The organism is Kocuria sp. KKT182 (assembly GCF_055635395.1).
In genome coordinates this window covers 3,568,950-3,582,490 of record NZ_CM145757.1, presented here as the reverse complement: position 1 = coordinate 3,582,490, position 13,541 = coordinate 3,568,950, and the positions used below count along the sequence as shown (strand labels likewise).

4 protein-coding genes and 1 rRNA gene are annotated in these 13,541 nt (G+C 70.0%); 1 reads left to right on the top strand and 4 read right to left on the bottom strand.

What is annotated here, in order from left to right; genetic code table 11:
• Positions 1 to 278: 278 nt before the first annotated feature.
• The 4 genes from ACZ2G1_RS16655 to ACZ2G1_RS16640 all read right to left on the bottom strand — a co-directional run bounded on the left by ACZ2G1_RS16655 (position 279) and on the right by ACZ2G1_RS16640 (position 10,701).
• A 16S ribosomal RNA gene (locus ACZ2G1_RS16655) occupies positions 279 to 1,804 on the bottom strand.
• A gap of 575 nt (positions 1,805 to 2,379) precedes the next feature.
• Positions 2,380 to 6,318, bottom strand: a complete 3,939-nt coding sequence (glgB, locus tag ACZ2G1_RS16650; protein ID WP_109269388.1) for a 1,4-alpha-glucan branching protein GlgB — start codon at positions 6,316 to 6,318, stop codon at positions 2,380 to 2,382.
• Positions 6,319 to 6,371: 53 nt separating this feature from the next.
• Complete coding sequence (treS, locus tag ACZ2G1_RS16645; protein WP_017831955.1) at positions 6,372 to 8,138, bottom strand: maltose alpha-D-glucosyltransferase; 1,767 nt, start codon at positions 8,136 to 8,138, stop codon at positions 6,372 to 6,374.
• A 109-nt stretch (positions 8,139 to 8,247) separates the two neighbouring features.
• Positions 8,248 to 10,701, bottom strand: coding sequence for an alpha-1,4-glucan--maltose-1-phosphate maltosyltransferase (locus tag ACZ2G1_RS16640; protein WP_115162329.1), 2,454 nt, complete (start codon positions 10,699 to 10,701; stop codon positions 8,248 to 8,250).
• A gap of 157 nt (positions 10,702 to 10,858) precedes the next feature.
• Between ACZ2G1_RS16640 and glgP the strand changes: the two genes are divergently transcribed.
• Entirely contained in the window at positions 10,859 to 13,456 is a 2,598-nt protein-coding gene (gene glgP / locus ACZ2G1_RS16635) for an alpha-glucan family phosphorylase (protein WP_031282231.1), read from the top strand.
• The last annotated feature ends 85 nt before the right edge of the window (positions 13,457 to 13,541 follow it).

The window sequence follows — 13,541 nt, the reverse complement described above, 5'->3', positions numbered from 1 at the left end:
TCAGGACCCAATAGTGCGCCACGGACCACACCCACCACCGGACCGGCTCTCTTCCACCACCCACACCGGAGGAACCCCACAGGGCCCACCACGGTGGGACAGGTACTAGGACCCGACCCGGCCGGCAACCCCCACACCCGCCGGATCGGAACCCGGGAAGCACAGGAGGAGTGCGGCCACTTGCTCGTTGATATTCCACCCATGAGCTCACCCCACCAGCACCACGGACGGGCACTAGGGCGGGGGCGACCACCACACGGTAGTCAACGGCTCCTTAGAAAGGAGGTGATCCAGCCGCACCTTCCGGTACGGCTACCTTGTTACGACTTAGTCCCAATCGCCAGTCCCACCTTCGACGGCTCCCTCCCACAAGGGGTTAGGCCACCGGCTTCGGGTGTTACCAACTTTCGTGACTTGACGGGCGGTGTGTACAAGGCCCGGGAACGTATTCACCGCAGCGTTGCTGATCTGCGATTACTAGCGACTCCGACTTCATGAGGTCGAGTTGCAGACCTCAATCCGAACTGAGACCGGCTTTTTGGGATTAGCTCCACCTCACAGTATCGCAACCCTTTGTACCGGCCATTGTAGCATGCGTGAAGCCCAAGACATAAGGGGCATGATGATTTGACGTCATCCCCACCTTCCTCCGAGTTGACCCCGGCAGTCTCCTATGAGTCCCCACCATCACGTGCTGGCAACATAGAACGAGGGTTGCGCTCGTTGCGGGACTTAACCCAACATCTCACGACACGAGCTGACGACAACCATGCACCACCTGTCCACCAGCCCCGAAGGGAAACCCCATCTCTGGGGCGGTCCGGTGAATGTCAAGCCTTGGTAAGGTTCTTCGCGTTGCATCGAATTAATCCGCATGCTCCGCCGCTTGTGCGGGCCCCCGTCAATTCCTTTGAGTTTTAGCCTTGCGGCCGTACTCCCCAGGCGGGGCACTTAATGCGTTAGCTACGGCGCGGAAAACGTGGAATGTCCCCCACACCTAGTGCCCAACGTTTACGGCATGGACTACCAGGGTATCTAATCCTGTTCGCTCCCCATGCTTTCGCTCCTCAGCGTCAGTAACAGCCCAGAGACCTGCCTTCGCCATCGGTGTTCCTCCTGATATCTGCGCATTTCACCGCTACACCAGGAATTCCAGTCTCCCCTACTGCACTCTAGTCTGCCCGTACCCACTGCAGACCCGGGGTTGAGCCCCGGGCTTTCACAGCAGACGCGACAAACCGCCTACGAGCTCTTTACGCCCAATAATTCCGGACAACGCTTGCGCCCTACGTATTACCGCGGCTGCTGGCACGTAGTTAGCCGGCGCTTCTTCTGCAGGTACCGTCACTCTCGCTTCTTCCCTACTGAAAGAGGTTTACAACCCGAAGGCCGTCATCCCTCACGCGGCGTCGCTGCATCAGGCTTCCGCCCATTGTGCAATATTCCCCACTGCTGCCTCCCGTAGGAGTCTGGGCCGTGTCTCAGTCCCAGTGTGGCCGGTCACCCTCTCAGGCCGGCTACCCGTCGTCGCCTTGGTGAGCCATTACCCCACCAACAAGCTGATAGGCCGTGAGCCCATCCAAAACCAGTAAAACCCTTTCCACCACCCACCATGCGGTAAGAGGTAGTATCCAGTATTAGACCCAGTTTCCCAGGCTTATCCCAGAGTCAAGGGCAGGTTACTCACGTATTACTCACCCGTTCGCCACTAATCCGCCCAGCAAGCTGGGCATCATCGTTCGACTTGCATGTGTTAAGCACGCCGCCAGCGTTCGTCCTGAGCCAGGATCAAACTCTCCGTCAAAAAAACAACGAAAACATCAAACCCCGGCTGAAAATGTCGCCACCACCCCACGGAGGCAGGACGGCGACAACCAATCAACCGAATAAAACATCCGGTATCAACAAACATGGCACACTATTGAGTTCTCAAACAACAGACCGATCAGCCGTGTCTCGCTTGACACCTTGCTGCCGGAGTGCTCTGCAACCTTAGCCCTTCCGGTCGACCCCGGTCAATCTCAGGTGAACTCTTGGTTACCTGATCGTGACGGCGCCGCCTTCCAGCGAAGCTCACAATCTCCCACCCTAACACTCTTCCGCTCCCGTGCAACTCGCTGGCTGCTCGGTCGGGACCGTTCGGTGGGGGATGCCGCCCCGTGGATCTCCCGGAGGAGTTCCTCGCCGCGACGACTTGGATGAAGTTACTCGGTTTCCGCGGCCCGTGCAAACCGGCCTCCCGGACCCGCCGCCGCCGCCCGCCGGCGGTTTCTCCGGGCGCCCCGCATCCGGTCCCGGGACGGCGGAAGGGCCCGGATCCGAGGACCCGGGCCCTTCCCGTGACTCCGGCCGGCTCCCGCGGGAACGGCCGGGGCCGGCTCAGTGCTCGGCCGGCTTGAGGTACAGGACGGCGAGCGGCGGGACGGTCAGCTCGACCGAGGCGGGGTTGCCGTTGTGGGCGCCCTCGGTGGCGGTGACCTTGCCGAGGTTGCCCACGCCCGAACCGCCGAAGAGCTCGGAGTCCGTGTTGAGCGCCTCGACCCACTCCCCCGCCCACGGGAGGCCCAGCCGGAAGTTCTCGTGCGGGTTGCCAGCGAAGTTCGCCACGCACACGAGCGGGTTGCCCTGCTCGTCCCAGCGTGTGAAGGACAGCGTGTTGCGCCCGGCGTCGGCCGCGTCGATCCACTCGAACCCCGCGGGGTTGTTGTCCCGCTCGTACAGCGCGGGGGTCTCCCGGTAGATCCCGTTGAGGGTGCGGACCAGCTCCTGGACGCCCTTGTGCGGCGGGGTCTCCGAGAGCCACCAGTCGAGGCCGTGCTCCTGGGACCACTCGGACTCCTGGGCGTACTCCGTGCCCATGAAGATCAGCTGCTTGCCGGGGTGGGCCCACATGAACGCCAGGTAGGCGCGGACGTTGGCGAGCTGCTGCCACCGGTCGCCCGGCATCTTGCGCAGGAGGGAGCCCTTGCCGTAGACGACCTCGTCGTGGGAGATCGGGAGCAGGAAGTTCTCCGAGAACGCGTAGACCAGCGAGAACGTGAGCTTGTTGTGGTGGTAGTACCGGTTGACCGGGTCCTCCGCCATGTACTCGAGGGTGTCGTTCATCCACCCCATGTTCCACTTGAGCCCGAAGCCCAGCCCGTCGGCGTCGGTCGGCCGGGTCACGCCCGGGTAGGACGTCGACTCCTCGGCGATCATGACGATCCCCGGGGTGCGCTTGTACGCGGTGGCGTTGGCCTCCTTGAGGAACGCGATCGCCTCGAGGTTCTCGCGGCCGCCGAAGACGTTGGGCTCCCACTCCCCCTCGTTGCGCGAGTAGTCCAGGTAGAGCATGGACGCGACCGCGTCCACGCGCAGGCCGTCCACGTGGAACTCCTCGAGCCAGTAGGAGGCGTTGGCCACCAGGAAGTTCCGGACCTCGTTGCGGCCGTAGTCGGGGATCAGCGTCCCCCAGTCCTTGTGCTCGCCGCGGCGGGGGTCGGCGTGCTCGTACAGGGGCTCGCCGTCGAAGCGGGCCAGTGCCCACTCGTCCTTCGGGAAGTGGCCCGGGACCCAGTCCACGATCACGCCGATGCCGGCCTGGTGCAGCTTGTCCACGAGGTAGCGGAACTCGTCCGGGCTGCCGAAGCGGGAGGACGGCGCGTAGTAGGACGTCACCTGGTAGCCCCAGGACCCGCCGAACGGGTGCTCGGCCACGGGCATGAACTCCACGTGGGTGAAGCCCTGCCAGGTGAGGTACTCGACGAGCTCCTTCGCGAGGTCCTTGTAGCCGAGGCCCTTGCGCCACGAGCCGATGTGCAGCTCGTAGACGCTCATGGGCGCGTTGTGCGGATCGGTCGCCGCCCGGCGCGCCATCCAGGCGTCGTCCTGGAACTCGTAGTCGGACTCGAAGACGCGGGACGCCGTGGACGGCGGCACCTCGGTGCCGAAGGCCATGGGGTCCGCCTTCTCGCGCCAGCCGCCGTCCCGGCCGAGGATGCGGAACTTGTAGGTGGCGCCGGAGCCCAGGCCCGGGACGAAGATCTCCCACACGCCCGAGGAGCCGAGGGAGCGCATGGCGTGCTCGCTGCCGTCCCAGCCGTTGAAGTCGCCGATGACCCGCACCGCCTGGGCGTTGGGCGCCCACACGGCGAAGGCCACGCCGGTGATGTCGCCCATCGCGGAGGGGTAGCGGCGCACGTGCGCGCCGAGGACGGTCCAGAGCGTCTCGTGGCGGCCCTCGCCGATGAGGTGGAGGTCCAGCTCGCCGAGGGTCGGCCCGAAGCGGTACGGGTCGTCCAGCCGCTGCGGCTCCAGGTCCCGGTAGGTCACGTCCACGCGGTAGTCGGGGATCCGGCCCGGCTCGTGCGCGGGGACCACGCCCGTGAAGATGCCGCCCCACTCGTGCTCGAGCTCGAAGGTGCCGTCCTGCGTCACGACCGCGACCGCGGTCGCGAACCGGCGCAGCGTGCGCACGGTGACGCTGCCGTCCGGGTTCAGGTGCGCGCCCAGGACGCTGTGCGGGTCGTGGTGGCGGCCCTCGGACACGGCGGCCAGCACGTGCTCGGCCACGTGCACCGGTCCCGCAGGGGCCACGTCGTGGCCGGCCGGGACGGCGCGGGACTTCTGGACGGGGTCGGATCGGTCCTGCGGAGTGCTGGCGCTCACTGCGTCCTCGATTTCCGTTCCCGCTGCCGCAGGGATGAGCCGCGCGGAGCGGGAGCTGTCGTCGTCGTGGTCGGTGCCGGGGGCGGGGTCCGCACCGGCGGTATCAGGGTTCACGCTACGCGACCGGAGGCTCTCCAGTGAACGGCGAACCGCCGCTGCCGGGACGTCCACCCAGTCGGGGCGGTTGCGCTGCTCGTAGACGACCTCGTACAGGGCCTTGTCCAGCCACAGCGCCTGGAACAGCGGGGAACCGCGGTCCACCGGGTGCCCGGCGCCCTGCTCGTAGCCCGCCAGGAACGCGTCGCCGGCGCGCCGGCCCCACGCCTCGGCGTCCGCCGCGCCGGCACGGGCGCCGAAGGCGGCGGCGTAGTCGAAGGAGCGCAGCATGCCGACCACGTCGCGCAGGGCGACGTCCGGCCGGGTGCGCTCCTCGATGGCGCGCAGGGGCTCCCCCTCGAAGTCGAGCACCTTGAACTGCCCGTCCTCGGTCTGCAGGACCTGGCCCAGGTGGTAGTCGCCGTGGATGCGCTGCAGCGGGGGCAGCTCCGGCACGTCGTCGAGGGAGGTGATCAGCTGGTCGAGGGCGGCCGAGTGCTCCGAGAACAGGGAGCCGGTCTCCGTGCGGGCCCAGCGCAGGCGTCCGCCGAGGTCGTTCAGGAGGCGGGCGCGGGCGTCGTCGTCGGGGACGTCCGCGCCGAACGCGCGGCCCAGGTCGCGGTGCACGCGCGCGGTGGTGCGGCCCAGTTCGCGGGCCTCCTCGGTGAAGTCCGTGCCCTGCTCCGCGGCCTCGACGGCCCGGCCCCACGCGTCGGCGGAGCCGGCGAGGAACTCGGTGGCCACGGCCAGCTGGCCCTGCACGGTGCTCAGCCCGGTGCGCCAGCGGGCGTCGAGCCACCCGAAGGTGCTCGGCACCGCGGGGCAGCCGAGCGCGGTGAGCTCGCGACCCACCTCCACGTCCGGGTTGTCGCCCTCCCCCAGCACGCGGAAGAACTTCACGATCACGGCGTCGGCGTCCGCCCGGCCCGCGGGCGGGGTGAGGATCACCGAGGAGTTCGACTGCTCGCTCGAGATCACGCGGACCTGCGCGGGCGTCTCGACCGCGTAGGGGACGCGCAGCACGTCGGCGTGCGCGCCCGTCACGGTCAGCCCCAGCGGGCCCGAGCTGAGCTGCTCCGCGCGCTGCATGAGCCCCAGGACCGGCCCGACGAACGCCGGGTCGCCGACCCCGTCGTAGACCCAGGGGCCGGCCACGGCGTCCTCCGCACCGGGCAGCGGCAGCCCGGTGCGGTGGGCCACGGCACGGCCGGCGCGGGCGGCCCGGTCCCGGAGGAAGCGCGCGGCCCGGCGCGGGGTGGCGGTCTCCTCCGCCGGGACGCCCGTCCCGGCGTCCTCGGCCGCGGCGGGCGCCAGCTCGCCGACGAGGAAGCGCTCGGCGCCCTCCAGGGGCGCGGCGCGGAAGCTCAGCGGCACCTGGAGCAGCTCGGTGCGCGCCCCCTCGGAGGCCTCGACCAGCAGGAGCCGGGCGCCGGCGCCCTCCTGGTCCGGGAGGGCCAGCTGGGCGACGACCCGCAGCTCCGTGCCCGCACCGCCGTCCGCGAAGGGGAACCACCGCTGCCGCGGCAGCCACCGGCGCAGGAGGTCGAGGAGCTCGTGGGGGTGCTGGTCGGTCATGGGATCGGGTCCTTCCGGGACGGGCGAGGAGGTGGCCGGACGCACGGACGCGCTCAGGACTTGGTGGCGGTGATGATCGGCATGGCCGTGGTCTGGGGGGACGTGCCGTCGTCGCGGGGAGCGGCCCGGAGGCGCAGCCAGAAGAAGTCCTGGCTGCCGAGGGTGATGCGGTACTCCCCGGCCTCGTCCACCTCGCCGAACAGGTCGCCGCCGAAGAGCTCGCGCAGCCCGCGGCCCGCGAACTGGGGCAACCGGATCCGGGCGCACGCCGGGGTGTGCGCGAGGTTGAACAGGCACAGCACGGTCTCGCCGCGCCCGTCGTCGGCCTCCTCGTCGGGGAGCACGCGCAGGAACGCGAGCACGGAGTCGTGGTCCGTCTCCACGCCGACGTACGAGCCGAGGCCGAACGCCGGGTGCGCCTTGCGCACCGCGAGCATCTGGCGCATCCAGTGCAGCAGGGACGACGACGACGCCAGCTGCGCCTCCACGTTGACCTGGTTGTAGTGGTAGACCAGCGACTGCACCACGGGCAGGTACAGCTTGCCCGGGTCCGCCTTGGAGAACCCGGCGTTGCGGTCCGGGGTCCACTGCATGGGGGTGCGGGACGCGTCGCGGTCGTCGAGCCAGATGTTGTCGCCCATCCCGATCTCGTCCCCGTAGTACAGGAACGGGCTGCCCGGCAGGGACAGGAGCAGGGCGTGGATCAGCTCGATCTCGGCCCGCGAGTTGTCCAGCAGGGGGGCCAGGCGGCGGCGGATGCCCACGTTGGCGCGCATGCGCGAGTCGGGGGCGTACCAGCCGAGCATCGCCTGGCGCTCCTCGGTGGTCACCATCTCGAGGGTCAGCTCGTCGTGGTTGCGCAGGAACGTGCCCCACTGGGTGCCGCGCGGGATGTCCGGCGTCTCCCGCATGGTCTCCACGATCGGGGCGGCCTTCTGGTCCCGCAGCGCGTAGAAGATCCGCGGCATGATCGGGAAGTGGAAGCACATGTGGCACTCGGGGTCCTGCTCGCTCCCGAAGTACTCCACCACCTCGTGCGGCATCTGGTTCGCCTCGGCGATCACCACGCGCCCCGGGTACTGGTCGTCGATCATGCGCCGCAGCTCGACCAGGAAGTCGTGGGTGCCGGGGAGGTTCTCGCAGTTGGTCCCCTCCTCCTCGATCAGGTACGGGATCGCGTCGGCCCGGAAGCCGTCGATGCCCATGTCGAGCCAGAACTTCACCACGTCGTGGACGGCCTCCACCACGGCGGGGTTCTCGAAGTTGAGGTCCGGCTGGTGGGAGAAGAAACGGTGCCAGAAGAACTGCCGGCGGATCGGGTCGAACGTCCAGTTCGACTCCTCGGTGTCCACGAAGATGATCCGGGCGTCCTGGTACAGCTCGTCCGTGTCCGACCAGACGTAGAAGTCGCCGTAGGGCCCCTCGGGGTCCTCGCGGGAGGCCTGGAACCACGGGTGCTGGTCGCTCGTGTGGTTGAGCGGGAGGTCGATGATCACCCGCAGGCCGCGGGCGTGCGCCTCGGCCACGAGGCGCTTGAAGTCGCTGATCGTGCCGAACTCGTCGAGCACCGAGTAGTAGTCCGAGATGTCGTAGCCGCCGTCGCGCAGCGGGGACTCGAAGAACGGCGGCAGCCAGAGGCAGTCGATGCCGAGCCACTGCAGGTAGTCGAGCTTGTCGATCAGGCCGGAGAAGTCGCCGGAGCCGTCACCGTTGGCGTCGGAGAACGCCCGGACGAGCACCTCGTAGAACACCGCTTTGCGGAACCAGTCGGGGTCGTGCGAGATGCCGGGGGCGTTGAGCGAGTACGGCGAGATGCTCATGCGGGGGTGCCGCCTTTCGGACAGGTGGGTCGGAGGCCATCGGAGCTTGCGGAGGGGGCCCTCCCGGGGACGTCGCCCGGGAGGGCCCCGACGGGGTGCGGTCGAGCCCCTACTTGACGTTGCGGCGGACGTGCAGGACGTGCGCGGGGTCGTAGTGCGGGTCCAGGCGCACGTAGTTGTGCGTGCCCCACTTCCAGGAGTCCCCGCTGAGCAGGTCGTCCACCCAGAAGCTGCCGTCCTCGTTGAAGTCCGCGTCGTCCAGGTCCAGGGTCTCCAGGTCCAGCCACACGGTGCCCTCCCGGGTCGCGTGCGGGTCCACGTTCACGACCACGATCACCGTGTCCTTGTAGCTCGAGCCCCCGTGCCGGACGGTCTTCGTCTTCGAGTAGGCGACCAGGGCGTCGTCGGACGTGGACTGCACCGTCAGGTTCTGCAGGTCGCCGAACGCGGCGTGCCGGCGCCGGATCTCGTTGAGCCGCGTGAGGTACGGGGCGAGGGACTCGCCGCGCTCCTCGGCGCCGGCGAAGTCACGGGGCCGGTACTCGTACTTCTCGTTGTCGACGTACTCCTCGGCGCCGGCCCGGGCCACGTGCTCGTAGAGCTCGTAGCCGGCGTAGACGCCCCAGAGGGGCGAGCCAGTGGCGGCCAGGACGGCACGGATCTTGAAGGCCGCGGGCCCGCCGAACTGCAGGTACTCGGTGAGGATGTCGGGGGTGTTGACGAAGAAGTTCGGCCGGTACACCGCCGAGGTCTCGTGGCTGATCTCCTCGAGGTACTCCTCGATCTCCTTCTTGGTGTTGCGCCAGGTGAAGTACGAGTAGGACTGCTGGAAGCCGACCCGGGCGAGGCCCTGCATCATGGCCGGGCGGGTGAACGCCTCGGCCAGGAACACGACGTCGGGGTGCTTGGCGTTGACGGTGCCGATCAGCCACTCCCAGAACCACAGGGGCTTGGTGTGCGGGTTGTCGACCCGGAAGATCTTCACCCCGTGGGAGATCCACAGCTCCACGATCCGCAGCACCTCGAGGGACAGGCCCTCGGGGTCGTTGTCGAAGTTGATCGGGTAGATGTCCTGGTACTTCTTCGGCGGGTTCTCCGCGTACGCGATGGAGCCGTCGGCGCGGGTCGTGAACCACTCCGGGTGCGCGGTGACCCACGGGTGGTCCGGGGAGGCCTGCAGAGCGAGGTCCAGGGCCACCTCGAGGCCCAGGTCCCCGGCGCGGGCCACGAAGCCGTCGAAGTCCTCGAACGAGCCGAGGTCCGGGTGGATCGCGTCGTGCCCGCCTTCGGGGGCGCCGATGGCCCACGGGGACCCCGGGTCCTGCGGACCGGCCACCAGGGTGTTGTTCGGGCCCTTGCGGTGCGCCGTGCCGATCGGGTGGATCGGGGGCAGGTAGATGACGTCGAAGCCCATGGCCGCGACACGGTCGAGGCTTTCGGCGGCGGTCCGGAAGGTGCCGGAGGCCCACGTGCCGGACTCGGCGTCGAAGACGGCGCCCTCGGAGCGGGGGAAGAACTCGTACCAGGACCCGCGGCCGGCGGCGGCGCGCTCGACCTTCAGCGGGTAGCGGCGGCTCTCGGTCACGAGGTCCCGCAGCGGCCGCTCGGCAACCACGGCCAGGACCTCGGCGGAGGTGCCGGCCTCGAGCCGGTGCTCGGCGGGCAGCTCCCCGTTGCCGAGCGTGCGGGAGACCGCGCGGAACAGCTCGGCGTCGGAGTCCGGGCGGCCCGGCTCCGCGGCGGCGCGGTCGAAGAGCACGACACCCTCGGCCATCATGAGGTCGACGTCCTGGCCGACCCCCACCTTGATCTCCGCGGCGTGGCGCCACGTCTCGAACAGGTCGCCCCAGCCCTCCACGGCGAAGGTCCAGGCGCCCTCGGACGACGGCGTCAGCCACGCCTCGTAGCGGTCGGTGCCGGGAGTGGTGAGGCGCATCGGCACGCGCTCGGCCTCCGCGCCCTGCGGGTCGTAGAGCACCGCGGTCACGCCCAGGGCGTCGTGGCCCTCACGGAACACGGTGGCGCCCACGCGGATCGACTCGCCCGGCACGGCCTTCGCCGGGAAGCGGCCGTCCTCGACCACGGGGCTCACGCCGACGACCGGGATCCGGCCGTAGACCAGGTCCTCGCGGGAGAACGCCGAGCCGGCGGCCTTCCGGCGCGTGGTCGTCGACTTCCGCGGCGTGGTGGCCTTCTTGGCGGTGGCCGTCCTCGTGCCGGCGGCCTTGGCCGCAGGCGTCCCTGCGGCTGACTTCGCCGCGGCCGTCCTGGCCGTGGACGTCCGCTTGGCACGCGGCTTGGGCTCCGCCGCGGGGACGACGGCGATGCCGGGCTCGTCGGCCACGGGCGCCGTGACCTCGGGCTCCGGGGCCTTCCGGGCGGTGGACGCTCTGCGCCGCGCCGGTGCCTTCTTCGCGGGCTGCTCGGCCGGCGCCGCGGCGGCACCGGTCCCGGCACCGGGAAGGGCGGGCGTCGTCGTCGAGGGGTCGGGGGCGGGCGCGCCGGCCGGGCTCGAGGCCGGGTCGGACGGGGGCGGCGTGTTGGCTTGGCTCACCTGGACCACGTTAGCGACAAACCCGGCGATCGTTAAGCCCGCTGTCGAACCGTGGGACGGTGTCGCCGTCCCAGTGTCACGGCCCCGGTCGGGCGGTGCGGCGCGCCGGGGGACGGATGGGCGGCGGCACCGCCGTCCGGCGCCGCCGCACCGGTAGTCTGACGGCGTGAAGGCAATCCGTAGATTCACCGTGCGCACCGTGCTGCCGGAGTCCATCGCCCCTCTGAGCCGACTCGCGAGGAACCTCCGCTGGTCCTGGCACCGGCCCACCGAACAGCTGTTCGCCGAGCTGAACCCGCAGGCCTGGGACGCGGTCCACGGGGACCCCGTCAAGCTCCTCGGCTCCCTCACCCGGGAGGAGATCCAGCAGATCGCCCAGGACCCGGCCACGGTGCGCCGGATCGAGGAGCTGGACGCCGATCTCGAGCGCTACCTCACCGACGACCTGTGGTACCAGAAGACGCAGGCGGAGGACGCCCCGCGGTCCATCGCCTACTTCTCCGCCGAGTACGGTGTCACCTCCGTGCTCCCCCAGTACTCGGGCGGGCTGGGGATCCTCGCCGGCGACCACCTCAAGAGCGCCTCGGACCTCGGCGTGCCGGTGGTGGGCGTCGGCCTGTTCTACCAGCACGGCTACTTCAAGCAGTCCCTGTCCCGCGACGCGTGGCAGCAGGAGTCCTACCCCGTGCTCGACCCGGACGGCATGCCCCTGACGCTGCTGCGGGAGGAGGACGGGAACCCGGTCCGGATCACCCTGCCCCTGCCCAACGGCCGCTCCCTGTCCGCCCACATCTGGCGGGCCGACGTCGGCCGCGTCCCCCTGCTGCTGCTCGACTCCGACATCCCGGACAACGACGACCACGCCCGCAACGTCACGGACCGCCTCTACGGCGGCGGCGGCGACCACCGGCTCCAGCAGGAGCTGCTCCTCGGGATGGGCGGGATCCGGGCGCTGCGGGCCTTCTCCCGGCTGACCGGGGCGCCCGCCCCGGAGGTCTTCCACTGCAACGAGGGCCACGCCGGGTTCCTGGGCGTCGAACGGATCGCGGAGCTCATGGACCCGGCGGACGGGACCGAGCCGATGACGTGGGACGAGGCCCTGACCGCGGTGCGCTCGGCCACCGTGTTCACGACCCACACCCCGGTGCCCGCGGGCATCGACCGGTTCGAGCAGGCGCAGATCGAGCACTTCCTCAACGCGGGTCTCGCCCCGTCCGTGCCCACGGCCAAGGTCCTGTCCCTGGGCGCCGAGGACTACGACGGCGGCGACCCCGCCAAGTTCAACATGGCCGTCATGGGCCTGCGCCTGGCGCAGCGGGCCAACGGGGTGGCCAAGCTGCACGGCGTGGTCTCCCGGGGCATGTTCCAGGGGCTGTGGCCGGGCTTCGACGCCGACGAGGTGCCGATCGGCTCGATCACCAACGGCGTGCACGTCATGACCTGGATCGACCCCCGCATGGCGGAGCTGGCCCTCGACCCGATGGGCTCTGACCTGAACCGGGCGGCGCGGTGGCGCCGGATCTACGGCGTCGACGACGCCGAGCTGTGGGCCGTCCGCCGGGAGCTGCGCACCCGCCTGGTGGAGGACGTCCGGGCCCGGCTGCGGGCGTCGTGGAAGAAGCGCGGTCTCGCGGACGCCGAGCTGGGCTGGACCGACTCGGTCCTCGACCCGGGCGTGCTCACGATCGGCTTCGCCCGCCGGGTGCCCACCTACAAGCGGCTCACGCTCATGCTGCGGGACCCGCAGCGGCTCAAGCGGATCCTGCTGGACCCGGAGCACCCCGTCCAGCTCGTGGTCGCCGGGAAGTCCCACCCTGCCGACGAGCAGGGCAAGCGCCTGATCCAGGACCTCGTGCGCTTCACGGACGACCCGGAGGTGCGCCACCGGATCGTGTTCCTCCCCAACTACGACATCGCGATGGCCCGGACCCTCTTCCCGGGCTGCGACGTGTGGCTGAACAACCCGCTGCGCCCGCTCGAGGCGTGCGGCACGTCCGGGATGAAGGCCGCCCTCAACGGCGGGCTGAACCTCTCGGTGCTCGACGGCTGGTGGGACGAGATGTACGACGGCCAGAACGGCTGGGCCATCCCGACCGCCGACGAGGGCGCGCACCCGGACGAGCGCGACGACATCGAGGCCGCCGCCCTCTACGAGCTCATCGAGAACCACGTGGCCCCGCGGTTCTACGGCGAGACGGCGGAGGGCTCGGACCCGAACACCGACGGCGTGCCCCACCAGTGGCTGGCCATGGTCAAGCACACCCTGGCGACGCTGGGCCCGCAGGTCTCCGCCAAGCGCATGCTCGAGGACTACGTGCAGCACCTCTACGTCCCGGCCGCCGTCTCGGGCCGCCGGGCGGCGCTGGACGGCCACGCGGCCGCCCGGGCGAAGTCCCGGTGGGTCGGGCGCGTGCGCCAGGCGTGGGGCCAGGTGGCGGTCGAGCACGTGGACGCCGAGGGCGTGGCCCAGGAGCCCCAGATCGGGGACGAGCTCACGGTGTGCGCCTACGTGTCCCTCGGCTCGCTGAGCCCGGAGGACGTGTGCGCGGAGATCGGGTACGGCCGGGTCTCGGAGACGGACCACATCCACGAGCGCAAGTACGCGGGCCTGAGCCCCGTCGGCGACCTCGGCGGGGGGCGGCACAAGTTCTGCGGCACGATCACCGTGGACCGCTCGGGCCCGTTCGGCTACACCGTCCGGTTGCTGCCCGCCCACCCCGAGCTCGCCGACAAGGCCGAGCTGGGACTGGTGACCAACGCCTGAGCAGCCGCCGCGCGGCGCGCAGGAGGGGCCGCACCCGTGATCCACGGGTGCGGCCCCTCTTGCGCGCGGGCCGCCGCAGCTCGGC